19 protein-coding genes are annotated in these 23,042 nt (G+C 42.6%); 9 read left to right on the top strand and 10 right to left on the bottom strand.

Annotated elements, in window-relative coordinates; translation table 11 throughout:
- Positions 1-66 precede the first annotated feature (66 nt).
- On the top strand, positions 67-1,137 hold the full coding sequence (purM, locus tag BS636_RS09705) for a phosphoribosylformylglycinamidine cyclo-ligase (protein WP_099338563.1): 1,071 nt from the start codon (positions 67-69) through the stop codon (positions 1,135-1,137).
- A 4-nt stretch (positions 1,138-1,141) separates the two neighbouring features.
- Positions 1,142-1,771 carry a phosphoribosylglycinamide formyltransferase gene (purN, locus tag BS636_RS09700; protein ID WP_099338562.1) on the top strand — a complete coding sequence of 210 codons (630 nt, stop codon included), beginning with the start codon at positions 1,142-1,144 and terminating at the stop codon, positions 1,769-1,771.
- A 63-nt stretch (positions 1,772-1,834) separates the two neighbouring features.
- Here purN and BS636_RS09695 read toward each other — a convergent pair whose 3' ends face one another.
- Positions 1,835-2,635 carry an alpha/beta fold hydrolase gene (locus tag BS636_RS09695; protein ID WP_099338561.1) on the bottom strand — a complete coding sequence of 267 codons (801 nt, stop codon included), beginning with the start codon at positions 2,633-2,635 and terminating at the stop codon, positions 1,835-1,837.
- Positions 2,632-3,654 carry a signal peptide peptidase SppA gene (gene sppA / locus BS636_RS09690; protein ID WP_099338560.1) on the bottom strand — a complete coding sequence of 341 codons (1,023 nt, stop codon included), beginning with the start codon at positions 3,652-3,654 and terminating at the stop codon, positions 2,632-2,634. Before sppA ends, BS636_RS09695 begins: the two co-directional genes overlap by 4 nt.
- 126 nt (positions 3,655-3,780) lie before the next feature.
- Here sppA and BS636_RS09685 point away from each other — a divergent pair, with 126 nt between their 5' ends.
- On the top strand, positions 3,781-4,788 hold the full coding sequence (locus BS636_RS09685) for a lysophospholipid acyltransferase family protein (protein WP_099338559.1): 1,008 nt from the start codon (positions 3,781-3,783) through the stop codon (positions 4,786-4,788).
- Here the strand turns inward: BS636_RS09685 and BS636_RS09680 are convergent.
- The 3 genes from BS636_RS09680 to BS636_RS09670 all read right to left on the bottom strand — a co-directional run bounded on the left by BS636_RS09680 (position 4,775) and on the right by BS636_RS09670 (position 9,235).
- On the bottom strand, positions 4,775-7,228 hold the full coding sequence (locus tag BS636_RS09680; protein WP_099338558.1) for a DNA internalization-related competence protein ComEC/Rec2: 2,454 nt from the start codon (positions 7,226-7,228) through the stop codon (positions 4,775-4,777). The genes BS636_RS09685 and BS636_RS09680 overlap by 14 nt on opposite strands.
- A 95-nt stretch (positions 7,229-7,323) precedes the next feature.
- Positions 7,324-8,007 carry a lipoprotein-releasing ABC transporter ATP-binding protein LolD gene (lolD, locus tag BS636_RS09675; RefSeq protein ID WP_099338557.1) on the bottom strand — a complete coding sequence of 228 codons (684 nt, stop codon included), beginning with the start codon at positions 8,005-8,007 and terminating at the stop codon, positions 7,324-7,326.
- On the bottom strand, positions 8,000-9,235 hold the full coding sequence (locus BS636_RS09670; protein ID WP_004815071.1) for a lipoprotein-releasing ABC transporter permease subunit: 1,236 nt from the start codon (positions 9,233-9,235) through the stop codon (positions 8,000-8,002). The genes lolD and BS636_RS09670 overlap by 8 nt, the downstream gene beginning before the upstream one ends.
- 26 nt (positions 9,236-9,261) lie before the next feature.
- Here BS636_RS09670 and BS636_RS09665 point away from each other — a divergent pair, with 26 nt between their 5' ends.
- Positions 9,262-9,828: a PilZ domain-containing protein gene (locus tag BS636_RS09665; RefSeq protein WP_048882442.1), complete on the top strand. Its 567-nt coding sequence runs from the start codon at positions 9,262-9,264 to the stop codon at positions 9,826-9,828.
- A 10-nt stretch (positions 9,829-9,838) separates the two neighbouring features.
- Here the strand turns inward: BS636_RS09665 and BS636_RS09660 are convergent, their stop codons facing one another.
- Both BS636_RS09660 and BS636_RS09655 read right to left on the bottom strand, forming a co-directional pair.
- The gene (locus BS636_RS09660; protein WP_099338556.1) at positions 9,839-10,741 is read right to left on the bottom strand and encodes a DMT family transporter; all 903 of its coding nucleotides are present in this window, start codon (positions 10,739-10,741) and stop codon (positions 9,839-9,841) included.
- Between the two features lie 15 nt (positions 10,742-10,756).
- The gene (locus tag BS636_RS09655) at positions 10,757-11,260 is read right to left on the bottom strand and encodes a YaiI/YqxD family protein (protein ID WP_163165409.1); all 504 of its coding nucleotides are present in this window, start codon (positions 11,258-11,260) and stop codon (positions 10,757-10,759) included.
- Positions 11,261-11,489: 229 nt separating this feature from the next.
- On the opposite strand from BS636_RS09655, the gene BS636_RS09650 reads away from it, so the two are divergent.
- Entirely contained in the window at positions 11,490-12,419 is a 930-nt protein-coding gene (locus BS636_RS09650; protein ID WP_099338555.1) for a hypothetical protein, read from the top strand.
- Between the two features lie 608 nt (positions 12,420-13,027).
- On the opposite strand, the gene serC is transcribed toward BS636_RS09650, so the two are convergent.
- Entirely contained in the window at positions 13,028-14,110 is a 1,083-nt protein-coding gene (gene serC / locus BS636_RS09645) for a 3-phosphoserine/phosphohydroxythreonine transaminase (RefSeq protein ID WP_099338554.1), read from the bottom strand.
- A 460-nt stretch (positions 14,111-14,570) separates the two neighbouring features.
- On the opposite strand from serC, the gene BS636_RS09640 reads away from it, so the two are divergent.
- Genes BS636_RS09640 through BS636_RS09625 form a run of 4 tightly spaced genes read left to right on the top strand, consistent with a single transcriptional unit; the run spans position 14,571 to position 19,352 of the window.
- Positions 14,571-16,034, top strand: a complete 1,464-nt coding sequence (locus BS636_RS09640) for a TolC family protein (RefSeq protein WP_099338553.1) — start codon at positions 14,571-14,573, stop codon at positions 16,032-16,034.
- A gap of 11 nt (positions 16,035-16,045) precedes the next feature.
- Positions 16,046-17,131 carry an HlyD family secretion protein gene (locus BS636_RS09635; RefSeq protein WP_099338552.1) on the top strand — a complete coding sequence of 362 codons (1,086 nt, stop codon included), beginning with the start codon at positions 16,046-16,048 and terminating at the stop codon, positions 17,129-17,131.
- On the top strand, positions 17,131-18,261 hold the full coding sequence (locus BS636_RS09630; RefSeq protein WP_099338551.1) for an ABC transporter permease: 1,131 nt from the start codon (positions 17,131-17,133) through the stop codon (positions 18,259-18,261). The genes BS636_RS09635 and BS636_RS09630 overlap by 1 nt, the downstream gene beginning before the upstream one ends.
- On the top strand, positions 18,258-19,352 hold the full coding sequence (locus BS636_RS09625; protein WP_099338550.1) for an ABC transporter permease: 1,095 nt from the start codon (positions 18,258-18,260) through the stop codon (positions 19,350-19,352). The genes BS636_RS09630 and BS636_RS09625 overlap by 4 nt, the downstream gene beginning before the upstream one ends.
- Positions 19,353-19,377: 25 nt before the next feature.
- Here BS636_RS09625 and BS636_RS09620 read toward each other — a convergent pair whose 3' ends face one another.
- Positions 19,378-19,797, bottom strand: a complete 420-nt coding sequence (locus BS636_RS09620; protein ID WP_171266081.1) for a DUF4878 domain-containing protein — start codon at positions 19,795-19,797, stop codon at positions 19,378-19,380.
- Between the two features lie 67 nt (positions 19,798-19,864).
- Positions 19,865-22,840 carry a DNA gyrase subunit A gene (gene gyrA, locus BS636_RS09615; protein WP_099338548.1) on the bottom strand — a complete coding sequence of 992 codons (2,976 nt, stop codon included), beginning with the start codon at positions 22,838-22,840 and terminating at the stop codon, positions 19,865-19,867.
- Between the last annotated feature and the right edge of the window lie 202 nt (positions 22,841-23,042).

Genomic DNA, 23,042 nt, shown 5'->3' with positions numbered 1-23,042 from the left:
ACATAAATAACATAAGAGTTTCGTATATTCGGGTATAATCAGCGCCGCGAATGCGGAGACTTCATTATGAGCAACTCAACTTCTACCCCAAACACTGGTTTAAGCTACAAAGATGCAGGTGTCGATATTGAAGCGGGAGACGCGTTAGTCGACCGAATCAAGTCCGTCGCTAAGCGCACTAAACGTCCTGAAGTTATGGGCGGTCTTGGTGGCTTTGGTGCACTTTGTAAAATCCCTAAAGGTTATGAAGAACCTGTTCTCGTATCTGGCACTGATGGTGTTGGTACAAAATTACGTTTAGCATTGAATTTAAACCGTCATGACACAATTGGTCAGGATTTGGTGGCAATGTGTGTAAACGACCTTCTCGTTTGTGGTGCTGAACCACTGTTCTTCCTAGATTATTATGCAACTGGTCACCTGAATGTTGATGTCGCAGCAAATGTTGTTACTGGTATCGGTGCTGGCTGTGAACTTGCTGGTTGTGCATTGGTCGGTGGTGAAACTGCTGAAATGCCAGGTATGTATGAAGGTGAAGACTACGACCTTGCAGGTTTCTGTGTAGGTGTTGTTGAGCAAAGCAAAATTATTGATGGCTCTAAAGTTAAAGCAGGCGATGTTTTAGTTGGTGTTGCATCTTCAGGTGCACACTCAAACGGTTACTCGCTTCTTCGTAAAATTCTTGACGTGAAAAATGTTGATTTAGACCAAATCATCGATGGTCGTCCACTTGCTGACATAGCAATGGAACCAACACGCATTTACGTAAAACCGATTCTTGAATTGCTTAAACAGGTCGATGTGCATGCGATGGCACACATCACTGGTGGTGGTTTACCAGGCAACTTACCTCGAGTACTTCCAAATGGCGCTCAAGCAGTAATTAATGAGTCTTCATGGGAATGGCCTGAACTATTCAAACTTCTTCAACGCGAAGGCGGTGTAGAACAGTTTGAAATGTATCGTACATTTAACTGTGGCGTGGGCATGGTACTTGCTGTTGATGCAGTTGATGCAGACAAAACTGTAGAAGTACTAAACAACCTTGGCGAAAAAGCTTGGACCATGGGTCACATTATCGATAATGTCGAGTCTGTTGAAGGCGCTGACGAAAAAATCCGTGTGATCTTCGCATAATCGCATGATTAAAATTGCTGTTCTTGTTTCAGGCAGTGGATCTAACCTGCAAGCCTTGATTGATGCCAATCTTTCAGGGCGAATTGTCGGGGTAATTTCCAACAAGCCTGAAGCCTATGCTTTAGCACGTGCGCAAAAAGCTGGAATTCAGACTGCGGTAATTGAACACAAGCAGTATCCGAATCGTGAAGCTTTTGATGATATTATGCATCAGCAACTGTTAGATTGGAAAGCAGATTTGGTAGTTCTTGCAGGCTTTATGCGAATTTTAAGTGAAAAATTTGTTAAAGCTTGGGAAGGGAAAATGCTGAACATCCACCCCTCTCTACTGCCAAATTATAAAGGCATGCATACCCATCAACGGGTACTGGACACTGGCGATACCTTGCATGGTTGTACCGTACATTATGTGACAGCTGAACTGGATGCCGGTCAGGCATTGGCTCAGGGTGTGTTAAAAGTATCTCATCAAGATACAACGCACACTTTAGCCCAGCGCGTACATGTGCTGGAACATCTGATTTATCCGCAAGTAGTAGAATGGATCTGTACTGGTACGATTCAGCATACTGCTACCGGTGTGATGTATCGCGGTCAGTTGATGCAGGAACCAGTTCAATTCTGCAAAGTATAAAAAATACACTGCATAAAAAAACGCATCCTCGGATGCGTTTTTTTATTTGAAAAAGAATCAGCCTTAAGCTTGCTTTTGAATCAGCTTCTTGACCAGCTCAGCGACCTCTAAAGGCCGTTCTAGCGGGAACATATGCCCCCCTTTGAAAATCTCAAAAGGAATGCCGAATTTTTTCTGTACTTTTTGTGGAAACTTACGTGCTAAAAATGGTCCCTTTTCAGCAACGACTAGTTGAGCAGGTACTTTTAGCTTTGCCTGCGGTAGCCACCATAAAGATGGATTAGTACGGAAGATATTCACCTCATCCATTTTTGGAATAGTGAGCTCAACTCCACCCCGTACTGGGTCATCCTTTAAAGCATGAACGATATAGGATTGAAAACAGTCCGGATCAAAATCCTGATATAAGCCTTTCGGTCTCAATAACTCTGCCGCCTGTTCACGCGATTCCCAATGATCACGACGGCGTTTAGATAAACCTGCTGGAGACATTTTATCCAGACTTTTAAGCTTTAGTAACTTGGCAATATGTAAGGCAAAACCCTCTTTCCCCATAATCATGGGAGGATCAAGCATAATCACTTGACTAAACAATTCCGGCTGTTTTAATGCTGCCTGAAAAGTCAGTACTGAACCCAATGAATGCCCCAAACCAATGACTGGTCGTCCTTTGGCTTGGCGGATAATACTGTCTGCAACCTGCTGAGTTAGGCTATTCCAATGATTATCGATTGGATAGCGCTTATCTGGACCTAATAAAGGCACATAGATGATCTCGAAATCACCCTTTAAGCCATCAAACAGTTTCTGATAAACACGAGAAGGCACGCCATTGGCGTGCGCAAAATGAATTATTGGCTTCATTGCAGTTTGGCTTGGCTTTCTGTACTAAGTTTATGTGCAACTGAAGTTGCAATGCCTTCACCCAATGAAGCTCCCATACGGCCTAAGATAGACTCAAATGGACTATATTCAACGGTGTAGTTCAAGGCTTTATCAGTTTTCAGCTCACGTTTCAGTGTTTGCAAACTGCCGGTACGGTCAGCAATACCCAATTTCACCGCCTGTTCACCGGTCCAGAATAGACCAGAGAAGATCGCAGGATCAGTCGATTTTAATTTAGCTCCACGCCCCTGCTTTACAGCATTAATAAAATGACCATGCACATTATCGAGTACACCTTGAACGTGAGCTTTCTGCGCTGCATCAACTGGCTGAGTCATCGAAAGCAGTGCCTTATTTTCACCCGAGGTCATGGTACGGTCTTCCACACCCAGTTTTTGCATCAGGTTATTTACGCCATAGTTCGGCATAATTACACCAATAGAACCCACTAAGCTTGATGGATTAACAATGATTTCATCTGCAGCAGAAGCAATATAATAAGCACCGGAAGCCCCAGTATCACCAATCACAGCATAAAGTTTTTTCTGAGGATACTGTTTTTTCAGGTACTGAATTTCCTGCCAGATTTCATCAGACTGTACTGGTGAACCACCTGGAGAATTGATATTCAGAACGACAGCCTTAGCTTGCTTACTTGCATAGGCTTTCTTCAGCGACTTAATGGTGTTATTACTGTTCACACTTTGCTTGTCTGATGCAATCGTGCCAATGATATCCACCACAGCCAGATGCTCACCTGAGCTTTTAGTTGCATCGGTAGATGCTGTACTACAGCTTTTGCCCATGGCAAGGATAATAAACAATAAATAAGCAAAGGTTAGAAATTTAAAGAAAATCCCCCAACGGCGTGCACGGCGCTGTTCTTCTACAGAGGCAAGTACCGCTTTTTCTAGCAGTTTCCACTCAGGTCCTGTCGGTTGCTGAGGTTGTGGTGTATTTTGTATTTGATTTTCAGGTTTTGGTGGCCAATCGGACATAAACAATCCAACACATAATTATATTGTGCCCATTATATACACCGATTTAGGTAATTCTGTCTAAATGGATAGTTTTATCCTATAATAAATTTCTATTACTCCTTATTTGTGATTCACTTAACTTCAATGTCTGCACCAAGCTCAAAGAATTCCACTTATGGTTTGCTTAAATTTGTCAGCCGACTTCCGCTCCCAGTCATGCGATTCATGGCAGGCAGTCTTGCAGGCATTGTAAATTTACTAAAGACTTCTAAAACTTCTGAACAGATTCGATTCAATCTAAAAATCACGTTACCTGAACTTTCAGAACAAGAACGTGAAAGAGTGACACGTGCTGCAATCCGTAATGAATTGATCTCTTATTTTGAGTTCTTTAATATTTGGGGTTCGGATAATAAAAAAAATATTCAGCGTATCCATCGTGTAGAAGGTGAACACCTGCTTAAGGAAGCACTTTCAGCTGATAAAGGACTGGTACTGATCGTGCCGCATTTTGGTACTTGGGAAATCATGAATGCTTATATCGCCCAGTATACGCAGATGAGCATTATGTATAAGCCAGTCAAAGACCCCGCTGCGGATGAATTTGTGCGTGAAGCACGTAGTCGTGAACAAGCTACTTTACTACCGACGGATGAAACCGGTGTCCGTCAGATTTTTAAAGCTTTAAAGCAAGGTGGGACTACTGTAATTTTGCCCGATCATACCCCAAATGTAGGTGGAGAATATATCCCTTTCTTTGGTGTTCCCCTCAGCTCCAGCAATCTCACAGCCAAATTGATTCAGAAAACTAAGGCTAAATGTCTGTTTCTCTATGCCATGCGCAACGAGAATGGTGATTTTGACATGTTTATAGAACCGCTGAATGAGGAGATTTATAGCTCTACCCCGAATCAGGGCACCGAAATCATTTTCCGTAAAATGGAAGAACTGATTCATCATTACCCGGAACACTATCATTGGAGCTATAAAAGATTTAAAGCACATCATTCTCTTGGCGACATATACCATATTCCCCACGATGAAGCGCTGGCTAAAATTAATGATCTGCGTCAGACTTATCAGGACGAACAGGCAAAACTTGCAGCAGAAACCATACAAACCTCGAATACTACTATTGCTATTGAATCTTAAATGTTTCTCGTTGTAGCCATTTATATTTGGATCGATAAGATGCAAGCTGTATCTGTTTGTCTTTAAGTTGAAACTCAAGGCTTCCGTGCTCTGGTGTACTCAGTAAAGGAATATTCAAAGCCTGTAATCGTGCTCGAGTAAGTTGACTCGGATGTCCATAACGATTAAATCGTCCAGCAGAAGCGATTGCTAGTTTAGGACGGTAATGCTGTAAAAACTGATACGCTGAACTATGTTGACTGCCATGATGTCCCAAGACCAATACATCCACTTTTAAATTTGGATAATTTTTCAGTAGCTGAAACTCAGTTTCCCAGCCTGCATCGCCCATCAGTAGAAAATGCTGATAAGGCCAGGCATCTTTGACCTGTATATGGATGACACAGGAATTTTCATTCTTATTGGCTGTGGACTGATTAAGTGAATGTGACTGCGGTGATAACACCTGAAAATAAACCTGTTCATTCCAGTTCCAGGTCTGTCCTTGCTGACATAGTTTAAATTGAGTACTTTCATTCAGTTCAGGCTGCTCACTGGCCATAAGCTCTTTCACTTTCAGCTGATTGCGGATATGCATATAAGCACCACTATGATCCTGATCCAGATGAGTCAGAATCAGCTGATCAAGTTTGGAAATACCCTGTACAGATAAAAACGGAAGAATGATCTGCTCACCGACACTGAAACGGCTTTCGTCATAATTACCACCCGTATCAATCATCATGTTGTGTTGGCCTTGACGGATAAAGATAGATTGCCCCTGCCCCACATCCAGCACATGCAACTGGAATGGAGAATGAGATAGCGGTATTGTCATAATAGGTAACAAACCACACGCTGCCCATGATTTAGGTACAGCTCCTTGCGGCATAAAAAGAATGAGAAGAACAATAACACTCAACACCAGTAACCATGGAGTCATGGCGACCGGGATCAGTTCAGGTGAAAAAATAGAATCTAATAGATTTAAAAATCCAAGCAATATACTGATCATAAGATCATTGATTTGAAAAATCAGTGCAGCCAAAGGTTCTGCGATAAAGAAAAACAAAGCTGCGATAATATCGAGCGGGACAATCAGCAGACCAATCCAGGGAATGGCAAACAAGTTGCTTAATGGCGCAATCCAGGCCAGCTGTTTAAAGAAAAGAATCATTAATGGAAATAGTGCGACAAAAATTTTCCACTGCGATTCAATTAAAACTTTAAGGCCAAAATACAGACGTTGTTTCAGATTCTGAACCTCTCCGTGTGGTTGCCGTTGTATGGTCTGATAAATTCGCAGCAAGACAAAACAGGCGCCATAAGACAACCAGAAAGCGGCAGACAAAATACTAAAAGAATCCAGTAACAGTAATATTGCTGCACTTAAGATCAGTAATTTCAAGGGTTGTACGTACTGCCTCAACCAGATACTGGCCGTAATAATCACACAGATCAATAAAGTTCGTAGTGCCGGGATTTCGAAACCTACAAAGGCACAGTACAGCAATACACACAGCAGAAAAGGTACACTCAAGTAATACTGTCTCGGCCATTTAAGATAGAGATTTGGAAAAAGCCTAGCTGTCAAAAACTGTAAACTTGCACAGAATATCAGGGCAAAAATCACCACATGCGGCCCGGATATTGCCAATAAATGACTCATACCGAAACGGCGAAACTGCTGTTCAATTGCCGGATCCAGTAAGCTTTCATCGCCTGTTAGCAAAGCGAGCATGAGTCCTTTATTATGTATCGGTTGCTGATAAATAAATGCTCTGAGTTCCAGACGTTTTTGCTCAATCCAAAGGAGAAACTGAAACCTTAAACTTTGCTGTTGGCGTAAATGCTGGGTAAAACCGAGTGCATAGACCTCTTGCTGAGTTAAAGGCTGGATCTGCTGGATCCGGAATCCAGCCATCAGGTTTTGCTCGAGATACCATTTCTCCACATCAAATGCACCCGGCGTGGCATAGGCATGTACCGGACGTATTTCACCTGTGAGTCGATAATACTGACCTAATGCAAGCTTCTTTGAAGTATTAAATGCGGTCTGCACCGGTCCTTCTGGTTTCAGTGAACTTAGCCACTGCACCGTTGTTCCATCAGCTTGTAATATCTGTAATGGCTGCTGAATGCTATTGGTATTTATTTTATTCAGCCGGGAGATATAAACGATGACTTCTCGCTGCTCTACTTCCTTCTCGATGAATTGTAATCGCTGATCGAGTGCATGATTAGCAAAGCCCTGCCCGAGTAAAAAGCTCAACCCAATAGAAAATGTAATACAAATAACACGTAGATAAGCCTGATGAAGTTTTGAGTGGATTACCCGATAGATCAGCAGCCATAACAGCATCATCAGGCAAACTGATCCTGCTGATAACTGGTATTCAGTCTTACTCCACCCCATCGTTGTCAGACCAAGAATCCAGCCCACACATAGCCATTGCAGCATGATTTTTCTTTTTATTGTTATTCTAGGCGCAATAATAAAGCCCACCGGAGTGAGCTTCAATCAAAGAGGATTATTCCAATATTTTTACAAGAATATCAGCCATTCACCCATAAACCATCTTGCATATGCAGAATACGGTCTGCTGACTGAGCCAATTGCTCATCATGGGTTACGATCAGCATGGCCATATTGAACTCCTGACGTAATTCGGTCAGTAGCTCAAATATTTTTACCGCAGTTTTACGATCCAGATTCCCGGTCGGTTCATCGGCCATCATCAGTTTTGGTTTCCCCACCAAGGCACGCGCCATGGCCACACGCTGGCGTTCACCACCAGACAGCTCGCCCGGTTTATGGGTTAAACGATGACTTAAGCCCACACGTTCCAGCAGATATTCAGCTTGTTGTTTTACTTCCTTGAATTTGCTGCCCTTACGTAGCATCAGTGGCATCGCGACATTTTCAAGTGCAGTAAACTCAGGCAGAAGGTGGTGGAACTGATAGACAAAGCCTAAGTGCTCATTACGCACATAACCTCGCTCAGCTTCAGACAGCGTATCAAAACGCTGGCCGTTCACCATCACGTGACCCGAAGTTGGACGATCTAAACCACCAAGCACATGTAGCAAAGTACTTTTACCTGACCCACTTGAACCAACGATTGAAACAAATTCACCCGCCTGTACCTGCAAAGAAAGACCACGAATCACTTCAACTGTAGACTTACCATCGGTAAAAGATTTTTGAATATTCTGGGCATCTAGAATGATATTACTCATAACGCAATGCCTCCGCAGGCTGAATCTTCGCTGCACGTAGCGCAGGATAGATTGTTGCTACAAAACTTAAGACTAATGACAACACGACAATCAGCACTACATCCTGCCAGCGTAGATAAGATGGCAAGTAGTTAATGAAGTAGGCATCAAACATATGCAGACCCAAGGTATTGTTTAGCCAGCCCACCAGACTACTAATACTGGTTGCAGCAATAATACCCAGAATTGCGCCCGCACAGGTACCAATCACACCAATGACAGTGCCCTGCACCATAAAGATTTTGGTAATGGTTGCAGGTGAAGCACCCAAGGTACGTAAAATAGCAATATCCGATTTCTTGTCAGTTACCACCATCACCAGAGAGGAGACAATATTAAACGCTGCGACCAAGACAATCAGGAACAGTAGCAAGCTCACCATTGCCTTTTCCATCTGAATGGCACTAAACAGGTTACCGTGAGTATAAGTCCAGTCAGATGCGTAGAAGTTTGCTGGCAAATTCATGACAATATCACGTGAAACTTGCGGTGCAAGGAAGATATCATCCAGCTTCATGCGGATCCCTTGTGCACCATCTGGCAGACGCAGCAAAGTTGCCGCATCATTCAGGGCGATATAGCCCATCATTGAATCCACTTCTGCACCAATACTGAATATTCCGACCACATTAAAGCGCTTAAAGCGTGGCACTACACCAGCAGGTGACGGCGTGGCTTCCGGTAATACCAGGGTAATACTGTCGTTTAAACCGACCCCCATTGAGTCTGCCATCTGCTTGCCCAGCACAATTCCGAACTCGCCTTTTTTCAGCTGATCGATACTGCCTTCAACCATATGATTTTGAATGATAGAAACATTCTTTTCATAATCTGGTTCAATTCCTGTGACCATGATCCCGGCAACTTGGCCTTGCGCAGTCAACATTCCCTGTAACTGGGTAAATGGAGCAACACCTTGAACATGTTCATGTTGTTCGATTTTTTTTGCAAGTTCAGGCCAATTTGTTAAAATTTGTGTTGAAGAAACAGTGGCTTGAGGTATCATTCCTAAGACACGATTTTTTAATTCTCGATCAAAACCGTTCATTACAGACAGTACAGTAATGAGGACTGCCACACCAAGCGTGAGGCCGATCATAGAGACTAAAGCGATAAAAGAAATAAAGTGGTTACTGCGCCGTGCGCGAGTATATTTCAACCCTATGTACAGCGAGATTGGTTTGAACATAACCATCTAGTCCGAGGTAATAAATTATGGAAAATTTACAGCATCAGCATGGAGTTACTGAAAGACGTGTCATGTCACGCATCGATGCTGCCTTACGAATTAATTATCAGATTATTTCCGATGATGTAGCCTTAAATGATCCTTACGATGCTAATTTCGTATTGCCCCGCTATTTTCTACTACTTGCTGAGTTAGATCAATTTGATCATGCACTCAACTACGAATTAGAACAATTAGCTGAAAAAGATCAACAAATTGCTCGAATCTTATCCTTATTTAACCAAAAATTAAACCTGATCACCGGGTCTTTATACGATTCAATTGTACAGAGCATGTTACCTGTTCCTGAAGATGTGAACTTTTCCGAGTCTGGCTTAAGCTTTTTTAGTAAACATCTCATCAAGGAAGGCACCTATATTCACCTGACCTTAAGCCATCCAGAGAATTTCTTCCATATTGCAGCGACAGCGCAAGTGGTTTATAGCCGTGCCGAAGATAATGGCCAATTCCGCACTGGGGCTTATTTCATTACTCTACATCCACAGGACCGGGCAAAAATTAGTGAATGTGTGAAAGCTTACGAAATTCAATAATCTGACTAAATTATTGCTTTTTATGACGGGCCTGAATGCTCGCCCGAATTTCTTTCAGGAAATATACAACAAGACCAGACAATAAAATTACGACCCCCACCAAAGCAATGAGGGGCAATTTTTCATTATTCAGTAAAGCGCCTATCATTAGTGCCAACATCGGTGTCAATACATTGGTAAGCGACAAGGTAGTCGGTTTGATCTTCTGCACCAGTTTAAAATAACAGAACATCGCAATCAGCGAAGCCATTATCACGGCATACCCTAATCCAAATAGGCTCTTGGCATGTGGCATGGCAGTGGGTGCATATTGCCAGATAAAAGGCAGCATACCGATAGAGAAAATTACTGACAAGCCAATCGAGCCTGCTGCCTGTGCCATCGGGTCAATTGGCGCATTAATCTTTTTCACCCAATACATAGACATGCAATAAACCAGTACACCAATTAGCGCAATCACAATCCCGACTGGTTGAAGATGCTGATCTGCATCCCCCAGACAAATGATGGAAAGTCCTGTTAAGGCAATTGTCATCCCTAGCCATTGATTGAGAGAAAGATGCATCCCAAATATGAAGCGCCCAATCAGGCCGGAAATCACAGGTGAAAGACCAAACATCAGGGCAATGATACCGGAGCTAAGATAATCTGTAGACCAATAGGTAAAGGTCTGCGAGCCGATAAAACTGCAGGCCCCTGCCAGATAGCTGTGCAAGGAAACACGATCAAATGGTAACCGGGTTTTAAACAGCCAAAGTAGTCCCAAAGCCAAAGGCAGAGCCAGGAAGAACCGGATTGCCAATGCCCACATTGGATGCAGATCTTCCACACTCCAGACAATTGCTAGTGGTGTGGTGGACCAGATGAAAACCAGTAAGGCATAGGTTACCATCAGGTTACTTTGTTTGGGCATTTGAAAATTTTCTCGTTATTTTGCAGCTGTTTTACGCTTTTGCTTTTGAATGGTTTGATCGAGTGAACTGGAAAACTCGCGTTTATCACGCTCAGAAATTGGTGGCGGTCCGCCAGTTTGTACCCCTGCGCCACGCAGCGTATCCATAAAATCACGCAAATGCAGACGCGCCTTGACATTGGCCGTGGTATAGATTTCACCTCGTGGATGAATGGCAATACCACCTTTTTCAATGACTTGTGCCGCCAGCGGAATATCCTGGGTAATCACGATGTCATGTTCATTCATGCGATCTACAATTTCCTGATCTGCCGCATCGGCACCACTGAGTGCTTGAATCGAGTTAATACGAATTGAAGGAGTGATCCCTACAGGCTGGTTTGCTACAAAGGTCACTTCAAGCTGATAACGGTCTGAAGCGCGAATAATGACATCTTTAAGAATACGGGGTAATGCATCGGCATCTACCCAAAGTTTGAATGGCAACACGCATGGGTCCGGGATAGAAATAAATGTCATCTATTCTAGCAAATGCAGTGCTCATCGTTCCGTTTTTCTTTATACCCTTTTGATATGATGACGTTTCGTACGCCCTTTGGACGATTAAAATTATGCTAATCTCTGGACTGCGAATAAGAATTGACAAGAATCTGATGGCAATTTAATTTTAAAATTCATCTGATTGACTTGAAAAATCAGAATGACCCTCGATTAACTATAAATAAGCAATCCCAGATCAATTGTGCATATGAAAAATTCAAACAGTCCTGAGATCATCATTATCGATGATCAAAACTTCGGTAGTCATGTTGAACACTGGAATCTCCTTACAGACAATCCAGGTACCGATGTACCGAAGTGGTTAACTCAGGCACTTGATACCCCGGTCATGCCGATGGGTCTCTGCAAACAAGAATGCGATATGGATGAAAACACCTGGCTGATTCAGGGTCCGAGCAAGGCCACTGTGCAGTTAAGCCAGATCATTGAGGTGGAAAGCAATAAACCCAAAGCAGTCAAAACTGCCTTTCCATGCTTCGACAGTCCTTATAAAGTAAAGGCACAAATTGAACGGATTATCAGCTGCAAGTCCAATACTCAAGCGGTCTTACGCCTGAATCTGGGTCTGAACAATATTGTGTATGCGTTTGACAGCCTGTATAGCGTCAATCATACACAATATGATAAAGATCAAAATTATCTGGTGAATCTGAATGCCTGGGCTTATGAACTCGAGCCTGTAGCAGAACATGAACATCTGATTGTCGATGATCCGGCTTCAATCAAACATCACCGTGCGCTGAATGATATTCTGGCAGCCAACAATGGCGTTGCACCAGAAAATCTGCAGGAACAGATTGATGCGTGGGAACCTAAATCTGAAGATGATAAAGCTCCGGTTACTGTAGATTTCTCTAAAATGGTGGCTTACCTCTATGGTGAAACCATTGGTCAGGAAGATGAAGCCTGGTTCCAGGGCAATATTGTCGGTAAGACTTCAATGCAATTTATGGATCAGGAATACACGCTTTATGATGTCACCCTGATTCATGATGAAGGTCGTCCTGCCACCCTGCTCCGTGTTGCTACGCGCAATCCAGCACATAAAGACTTTAGCATCGGGCAATATATCCGTGGCAACCTGTGGATTCAGGCCAACATTTATAGCAAAGCCTAAAAATTTTACAGTTTAAATTCAAAAACAGGAAATATTCACATCCGTTGAATATCTCCTGTTTTTTTTAAATAAAGATTTTCATTAATGATTTTTATTGAGCTGGTTATTTTATCCACAATTTACTCTTCTAAATACACTTTATAAATTCACAAATTAATCACTTATCCACAATTTTAAATTCAAATAAATTCATTTTTAAAATAACGAATATTATTTATGATATTGGCAATACCCTGTAAACAGTGACTCTTGCTTTCGCAGGATTAAATAAATAGATTTATTTAATGGATAAAAAAATAATAATTTTATGCAGTTAAATTAAGAATGTACTTTATTTAACCAATTTTTTATGATAAAAAGGCTCATAACAAATAGTAATTAACGATAAATAGATCGGACAATAATATCTATGAAAATCGTACAGGAAGAAAATTTACATCAAGTCGAGCATCATCTTCGCTCGAGCTATGACATTGACATGATGTCATGCTTGTTTTTTGCCTTGGGCATGCTGATCTGCGCCTTTCTACTTCATCTTTTCGTGTTTTAATTTTCAGAATCGGAAGATAAAAAAACCCAGCCTGAGCTGGGTTTTTTGCATGCTGGATTTAAGCATTGCGTTTTGCAAACTCATCCATGAATTTTACCAGTGCCTGAACACCTTCAAGCGGAACCGCATTGTAGATACTTGCACGCATACCACCTACTGAACGGTGACCTGCAAGGTTCAACAGATGATTTTCTTCAGCTTCTTTCAGGAACTGTTTTTCCAGTTCAGGTTTCGCCAAAGTAAATGGCACGTTCATCATTGAACGGTTTTCTTTGGCAATCGGGTTTGCATAGAAATCGCTAGAGTCGATATAACCATACAGCAGTTCAGCTTTTGCGAGGTTAGCTTTATAAATTGCGTCTACACCGCCCTGCTCTAACAACCATTCAAATACCAGACCTGACAGGTACCAGGCATAAGTTGATGGAGTGTTCACCATAGAGCCGTTTTTCGCTTGATCTGCATATTTCAGGATGCTTGGAATTTCCGGTTTCGCTTGATCCAATAGATCTTCACGGATAATGACCAGCGTCAGACCAGCAGGACCAATATTCTTTTGTGCACCGGCATAGATCAGGCCAAATTTAGTTACATCGATTGGCGCAGATAAAATGCTTGAAGAGAAATCACACACCAATGGCTTGTCAGTTTCAGGAATATGGGCAAATTGCAGGCCACCAATCGTTTCGTTATCTGCATAGTGCACATAAGCAGCATCATCTGACAGGTTCCAGGTACTTTGCTCAGTAATCGCTAATTTACCGTCAGCAGTTTTAGTACCTGCTTCAATGACATTGATGTCACCATAGCGTTTTGCTTCTTTTAGTGCTTTTTCAGACCAGATACCAGTATGGATATAGTCAGCTTTGTTATTTTTACCGAGCAAGTTCAATGGAATTGCAGAGAACTGTAGCGATGCACCACCCTGAACGAACAATACTTTATAGTTCTCAGGAATGTTCATGAGTTTGCGTAGGTCTGCTTCTGCTTTCTCAGCAACCGCGACGTAGTCTGCACTACGGTGGCTCATTTCCATGATCGAAAGACCCTTGCCCTGCCAGTCGAGCATTTCAGCTTGAGCTTTTTCAAGAACGGCAGTAGGTAATGCAGCAGGACCAGCACAGAAGTTGTACGCGCGCATGATTTTTCCTTTCAGAGTGAAACACAATAAAATGATGGCATTTAACCATATCTCGGCTTAGCTTGCACAAAATTATTTCTATCTAGGAGTGAAGATAGAGTCAAAAAATCAATGTAGATTCGAGGGATAATTTGAATTAGTTATATATTTATTGCCTAACTCAGTGATTTCATTTACAGGAAATCATTCAGAAGAAATAAGTCTGTCCTAGGTCATGCAAAAGTTGTTAGTTCCTTTGAGTCATCACATAATTTGAACAAGAATTAAATAATGAATGACTTCAAGATATTGTTCTTAGCTCAAGACTCATTTGAATCAGTAGAGCCCTAAAGTTGGATACTATAGATTTCTATTTATATGGATTACAACACTACTACAACTTTACTGTCCCCTTATCTGCAAGCACTTGATTTATAATGTCCATAAAACTGATTTAATGTGACTTTTACATCTCCACTTTATGAATATGAAGAAAAATAAACGATGTATCTACTGGGGTCTGTCTGTGCTTGCATCCATGATGTATGGCAGCTTTGCCTATGCGCAAAGCATCAGCTTTCAGGATGCAGAACGACAATTGCTGCAACGTTCCTATAGCAGCCAGGCTTTCCAGAATCTGGAACAGGCTGCAAAACTTGAAGCAGAAGCAGTTAAAGGTATCGGTTTGCCACGGGTTGATCTAAATGTCCGGGCTTATGCCTTTCGTAATGAATTGGATATTCCTTTAGGCGCTGTTAAAAATAACCTTGAGCAGTCACTGACCAATGGCTTAAATAATAAAATTGATGAATTTAATTTAGATCAGAATATTGCTGATCCGCTTAAAGAAGGTCTGAAGCAACCTATTCAGGACGGTGTCGGCTTAATTCCAGATTCATCTAATGTCGTCCTGAGAGATGAAGTTATTCGCCCGACTGTTTCAGTGATGATGCCACTTTATACTGGTGGACTGACCAGCAGTGCAAAGGAAATAGCCAGTATTCAGGCCGGACGCAGTGAACTAAGCAATCAGCAACAGCAGGACACGCAACGTTTTGAACTGATTCAGGCTTATTTTAATGTACAACTGCAAAAACAGCTTTTGGAAGCTGCACGTTCTAATTCCAATGCCATGCAGCAGCATTACCGTAATGCCCTGAAAATGGAACAGCAAGGATTTATTAGCAAAGGTCAGCGCATGCAGTTTGAAGTGGCACGCAATAACGCCGATCGAACACAGCAAAATACCCAGGCGAATCTGAATGCTGCCCTGTTCCAGCTAAATAATCTGCTACAGGATAGTAATATTACCGAGCTAAGTACGCCCTTATTTGTAAATCGTGCTGAACCGCAAAATGTGAATATCCTGCTCAGCAGTTTTAACCAGAACTCCCCGCTGATCAAAAAAATGCAGATGGATACTAAGCTAGCCAAAGCCAATGTCAAAGCGCAACAGGCAACAAAAAGACCGAATGTCTTTGCCTTTGGTGAGTACAGCCTGGATGAGCATCAGAACTGGATTGTCGGTGTCGCAGCACGCTATAACCTGTTTTCAGGTATTGATAAAAACAAGAATATTCAGGCAGCTGAACTAAAACGCTATGCTGCTGAACTGATGACAGCACGTACCCAGCAGGAAATTGAGAACCTGATTTATAAATCATTTAGTGAAGCAGCTAGTGCGCAGCAAAGTGATCTGTTACTGCAACAGAATCTGAAAGTAGCACAAGAAAATCTACGGATTCAGGAACTATCTTTTAAGGAAGATGTTGGCACTGCAACTCAGGTCATTGATGCGCAAAATATGCTAAGCAGCCTAAAAGCTGAGATGGCTCTGAATGCCTATAAATATGTCATGTCCCTTGCCACTTTATTGCAAAGTCATGGTTCAATTACTGAATTTCCAGATTATATGCAACATGCCAATACCCACTATATTCGTTAATGGAGCTAAACATGACTGATGAGCAAAAGCCAGAACATCCTGTTAATGAAGCGGCTTCAGAAATGAATGAGGTTGAGCCACACACAGAAAGTCCTGCCGAAACAAAACAGAAAAAGTCTAACAAGAAATATCTGTTGCTAGGTTTGATTCCTGTCATCCTAGTTTTGATTGGTTTTGGCTTATGGAAAACCTATCAACCCAAAGACATCGAGCTGCAAGGTCGGGTTGAGGCAGAAACAGTTCAGGTCGCGACCAAAGTGCCGAGCCGGATTGAAAAGATCTATGTGCAGGAAGGCGATGAAGTCAAGCAAGGTCAGGTGCTGGTCAAGTTATATAGTCCTGAAATAGAAGCGAAAAAGCAGCAGGCTTTGGCAAGCTTGCAGTCTGCCTTAGCCCTGCAATCGACAGCTGAACGCGGAGCACAAGAAGAAAATGTCGCTTCACTGTATGCCAACTGGCAATCGCTTAAAGCACAGGAACAGCTGGCTAAAACTTCATATCATCGTGGCGCTAATCTGTTTAAGGAAGGTGTAATCTCCCGTCAGCGCCGAGATGAACTGTATGCGGCTTCACAATCTGCGGCGCAGATGACAGAAGCTGCCTATCAACAATATTCCCGTGCCAATCGTGGCAGTACCCCAGAACAGAAAAGTTCAGCAGATGCTCAGGTGGAAATTGCCCGTGCCGCAGTGGCTGAAGCCAACGCACTAGAAGCAGAAACTGAATTACTGGCACCAATTGATGGCACCGTATCTAAAACCTATGGCAATCTCTCTGAACTGGTTGCAACTGCAGTTCCAGTGGTCAGCCTGATTTCGGCAGAACGCTGGATCAGCCTGAATATCCGTGAAGATCAATATACTTCTCTAGGTGAACAAAAGCAGCTTGAAGGCTTTATCCCGGCACTCAATAAAACTGCGATATTTAAAGTTAAAAGTATCAGTGCTGAAGGTGAATTTGCCACCATCAAAACCACACGCCAAACCGGCGGCTATGATGTTCGTAGTTTCAAAGTTCATCTAGTACCAGCAACTTCAATTCCTGAACTGAAAGTTGGTATGAGTGTGCTGTTTACGCTGAAAGAGTCTGCAAAATAATGTGGGCAGGCATCCGGCGCGAACTGTGCTATTTACTCAAGGAAAAATGGGATCTGGCCTTGGTTCTGCTAGCCCCTGCCTGCATTTTGATTTTACTCGGCAGCATGTTTGCTCACGGTAAGCCTGATCATTTGCCGATCGCGATTATTGATCAGGATCAAAGTAGTCTGAGTAACAAGATTCATGATCATTTATCACTAAATCATACCCTGCAGGTACATACCGTTTCTGATCAGACTATTGAAGTAGAGAAACTGCTGAATCAGAATAAAGTCTGGGGTTATATCCATATTCCTGCGGGCGCAGAACAAAGATTAGTGAAAGCTCAGGATGCTGAAATCAGTATTGCTTTTAATCAGAGCTATTTCAGTATTGGCAATACCATTTCTTCTGCCATGTTATTAAGCACGCTACAGGCGATGGCTGAATTTACCGGTAAACAGTATTTAGGAAATACTCTACCGTATCTGGATGCACCGACACCAAATATTAAAATCTCCCCACTGTATAACCCACAACTAAATTATGAATTTTATCTGGAACCTTATATGGTTCCGGCTATTCTGCATTTATTACTATGTTGCTGTGTGGCTTTCGCTGTAGGACAGGAATTAAAACGACATACTTTCAATGACTGGATTAACCGACAAAATCTCTGGTCAGCCTTGCTCTCTAAAAATCTGGTCTATATCACAATTTTCTGCCTATGGACTTGGGCTTGGATGTTATGGATGGTGGAATTCCGCGGATGGTTTATTGCCGGTTCATTATGGCTGATTCTATTGGCACAAATACTGTTCTATAGTGCTTATGCCTTTATCAGTAGTGCTGTAGTACTCGCAACGCAGGACCTGACCAAATCATTTGGATTACTGGCAGTCTATGGCGGTTCTTCTCTCAGCTTTGCTGGTGTTACTTTACCTCTCAATAATGCCCCATTATTTACTCAATTCTGGGCCAACATTATTCCTTATACGCCTTATGCCAAATTACAGACGGAGCAATGGGTGATTGGTAGTCCACTATATCTTTCGGTTCAGCCAATCCTCATACTGACTGCCTATGTGGTGCTTTATGCTGTATTGGCCTATGTATTTTTAAAGAAAATAGCGAAAGGAGTGCCGACATGAAAGCACTCTGGACAACGTACTGCAAAACCTTTAAAGATATTGTCAGCAATACTAGTATCTTTACCACGTTGATTCTATCTGTACTTTTTTACAGCTTTTTCTATCCCACAGCGTATAAGGCTGAACAGGCAGAAGCCTTGCCGATCATTATTGTCGATGAAGAACAAAGCGCTTTAACCAATAGTATTATCAGTCATGTCAGCCAAAGCCCGAATGTCCAGATCAAGGCAATCACCGGGAACTTTGCTGAGGCCAAACAATGGGTAGAATCTCAGAAAGCAGATGGAATCTTGTTATTACCAGACAACCTTTCACAATCCATCCGGCACGGCGAAAATGGTGGAATTGGGTTATACTTAAGTGCTGCTAACTTTTTAATTACCAAACAGATTGGTTTGGGCTTGGTCTCTTCAGTGGAAAATACCTTAAGTGAATATGCAGAACGCTTTAGCGAGATTTCACACTTCTCTCCTGCCCTGTCCATTCACCAGATTCCACTCTTTAATACACTTTCTGGCTATGGCAGCTATGTGTTTCCGGCTGTTGCACCACTGATTATTCATCAGACTATTTTTCTGGGACTCAGCATGTTGATTGCACTATATCGGGAAAATAAACAAATGATTAATTTAACCAGTTTATTTGGAATTAGTCTGGCGATTCTGACTATTGGTTGTCTGGGGTGTTATTACCTGTTTGGTTTTACCTTCTGGTATTTTGATTATCCCCGTGGTGGAAATTTCTGGGGCATGCTGCTGGCTGTACCAATCTTTGTATTCTGCATGATTGGTATTACGACCCTATTTGCCAGCTTTCTGGATATGCCAGAACGTGCCGGACACGTTATCGTGTTTACCTCGATCCCCTTATTTATGCTATCCGGGGTCGCCTGGCCTCATGCTGCCATGCCGGCTTGGATGCAAATTTTAGGACAGGCATTGCCTTCGACACAGATCGTACAGATGTTTATCCAGCTGAATCAGATGGGTGTACCGACCAGCATGGTTTTAGGAAAACTCACCTATCTGCTGATTGTTGGGATCGTTTGCTTTAGCTTAGGCTATTATCGCTTACGTCCTCGTATTAAATAAGCTTTAACTCCGTTCAGCTAAATGCTTATTCCCCATACACGCGAATATAAAAGTTCTGAATTTTAGCGCTGCCATTTGGCTTATCAAAGCTGACATCGTATTGCACCAGATTGTTAGGGTAAGCAATTTCATAGCTCACCTTATACTCGCTTAGCTTACCAGTTCCTTCGACAAAAGTTTTAACCATTAAGGTCTTAGACTTGTATTCACCTTCAGGAATGGAATGTGAAAACTTCTTCATGGTTTTCTGATTTTCCTGAAAATATTGCTGTAGCTTCGGATCTAGATAACTCAAAAATTCTTCATACTTACCATCACGGAGATCTTTATAGGCGATTTCCGCCGCCTGCACTTGTGCTGCACTTGGATCAGGGACTTGCTTAGCATTATTACTACACCCAGCAAGAACGGATAACCCAGCCAGTAACATCAATTTAGTTTTCATCATGGTCATTCCCAGTAAAATCTGTAAAAAAGGACGCCGAAGCGCCCTTTTTATAAGAAGTAAAGACTTAGTCTTCAGCTTTATTCTCGTCATCCTGCGCTGCATCTACAGCATTAGGAGTTTCAGCCAGATTATCTTCAGAAACTTCTGTCTCTTCCAACAATTCTAATTCTTCATCTTCAACGGCTTCAATCGCTTCTACGCCAACCAGTTTTTCATCTTCAGCCAGACGGATCAGACGAACACCTTGTGCATTACGGCCAGTTTGTGCCACTTCAGATGCGCGAGTACGCACTAAAGTACCGCCATCAGAAATCAGCATCAGCTCTTTAGAAGCGTCAATTGCAACTGCACCCACCAGCTCACCGTTACGTTCAGAGGTCTTGATCGCAATCACACCTTTACCGCCACGTTTTTTAGTTGGGAAGTCATCGACTGGGGTACGTTTACCATAACCGTTTGCAGATGCACACAGCACTTCACCGGTTTCAGGTACAACGACTAGAGAGACGATACGGCTAATGAAGTTTGCTTCAGTTGCATCTTCATCATCAGATTCAACATCTGCATCTTCTGTATCTTCAACTTGAGAAGCACCAATCGTTACGCGCATACCGCGTACACCTTTGGCTGAACGACCCATTGAACGTACATCAGTTTCTGCGAAACGGATGGCTTTACCTTCGTTCGAGAACAACATGATTTGCTGTTCACCATCAGTAATCGCAACACCAATTAAGGTGTCATCGCCATTCAGTTCAATCGCACGTAAACCGTTTGAACGAACATTCGAGAATTGTTCCAGTTCTACACGTTTAATCGTACCGTACTCGGTTGCCATAAACACATAGAAGTTCTTACGAACAGCTTCTGCTTGCTGTGCGAAGTCATTAATGATGTCATCATCAAGATCAGTCGTAGAAAGCGCTAAGCCAAGTTCTTTCAACTGAACACGAAGTGCATCAGAAATGTCATCTGCCCCATCTTCAGATTCAGCAAGTGCAGCTTCTAGCGCAGCAAAGTGACTATTGATCACTTCATTACTTTGTAGCTGTGCAGCATTGGCTTTTACAAATGCTTTGAAATCAGCCAAACGTTCTTTGAATTTCTTCGGTGCATCAATTACTGGCAAGATTGCAGTAATGGTTTCGTTGTCATCCAGCGGCAACAAGTTCACCATTGGACGACCTTTGGCACCACGAGATGCTTGTGGCACTTCGTAGACTTTCAGACGGTAAACCTTACCGACATTAGTGAAGCAGAGTACAGTTGCATGGTTCGAAGTGACCACCATATGCTGGATGTAATCGTCTTCTTTCATGCTGGTTGCAGACTTACCACGACCGCCACGACGTTGAGCAGCGTAGTCAGACAATGGTTGAGTTTTCGCATAACCAGTTTTTGAAACGGTCAGAACCATTTGCTCTTCAGGAATCAGATCTTCACGAGAGAAGTCGATACGAGATTCAACGATATCAGTCTTACGAGCATCGCCATATTGCTGAAGAATCAATGCAAGTTCTTCACGAATCACGTTCATCAATAAATTAAAGTCATTTAAGATGGCAGTGTATTCAGCGATTTGCGCAAGAATTTCAGAATATTCAGCTTGCAGCTTATCTTGCTCAAGGCCAGTTAAGCGATGCAGACGAAGTTCCATGATCGCATTAACTTGTGTCGGTGATAAGCGATATACATCGCCATCAATACCGAACGGACGGTTTGGATCTTCGCCTTCAATTTCGTCAGGACGTACAGAAACCGCACCTGCTTTTTCAAGCAACGCTGCAACACCACCTGCTGCCCACTCACCTGCCTGTAAACGCTCACGCGCTTCAGTTGGGTTTGCAGAAGTCTTGATGGTTTCAATGATCTGGTCGATGTTGGCTAACGCAACTGTCAAACCTTCCAAGATATGGCCACGTTCACGCGCTTTGCGCAGTTCGAACATAGTACGACGTGTTACCACTTCTTGACGGTGACGGATGAACGCCGCAATGATGTCTTTCAGGTTCATCAACTTCGGCTGGCCATTGTCCAGGCAGACCATGTTGATGCTGAAAGAGTTTTCTAACTGGGTATTCTGGAACAGGTTATTCACGATCACTTCAGCGTTTTCACCACGCTTCAGGTCAATCGCAATACGCATCCCTTCTTTATCAGATTCGTCACGAAGTTCAGAGATCCCTTCGAGTTTTTTCTCTTTTACCAACTCAGCGATACGTTCAATCGTTTTCGCTTTGTTGACCTGATAAGGAATTTCAGTGAACACAATTGTGGTACGGCCAGATTTTGCATCTTCTTCGATGTGGTATTTACCACGAATATGCAAACGGCCTTTACCGGTACGATAGGCATCCACGATGCCAGATTTACCGTAGATAATGCCGCCTGTAGGGAAGTCTGGACCAGAGATGTGTTCCATCAGCCCTTCAATGCTGATATTTGGATCATTGGCATAAGCCAGGCAGGCATTAATGACTTCAGTCATGTTATGCGGTGCCATGTTGGTCGCCATACCTACCGCAATACCGGCAACACCGTTAATGAGCAAGTTCGGTACACGCGTTGGCATGACTTGAGGAATACGCTCAGAACCGTCGTAGTTGTCTTCCCATTCCACAGTATCTTTTTCAAGATCAGCAAGGAGCTCATGGGTCAGCTTACGCATACGCACTTCGGTATAACGCATTGCCGCTGCACTATCGCCATCGACAGAACCAAAGTTACCTTGGCCATCTACCAACTGGTAACGCAAGCTAAAGTCCTGTGCCATACGGACAATGGTTTCATAAACGGCAGAATCACCATGCGGGTGATATTTACCGATTACGTCACCGACTACACGTGCAGATTTTTTATATGCTTTGTTATAGTCATTGCCTAATTCGTGCATTGCGAAAAGCACACGACGATGAACCGGTTTTAAACCATCTCGTACATCTGGCAATGCACGTGACACAATCACGCTCATCGCATAATCGAGATATGAGCTTTTAAGTTCATCCTCAATGGCAATCGGTCTAATTTCCGATACGCTCATGCATACTCCTTATTCTACAGGCTCTGTTTAGCCTGTATTTATATGTCGTAAATCCAGCTATAAATTGGTTCAAAAAACGCTGAACCAATATTTAAAATTCAGTCGGACAGTATAGCATAAATCAGGTTAAATTAAGCCGTTTCAGACCTAACTATCCAAAGGATTTTTAGTAGAAATTTTAACCACTTCACAATTTTTAACG

The organism is Acinetobacter sp. LoGeW2-3 (genome assembly GCF_002688565.1).
Lineage (GTDB): Bacteria > Pseudomonadota > Gammaproteobacteria > Pseudomonadales > Moraxellaceae > Acinetobacter.
The sequence above is the reverse complement of the archived record's forward strand: the minus strand, read 5'-3'. Positions and strand labels throughout refer to the sequence as shown.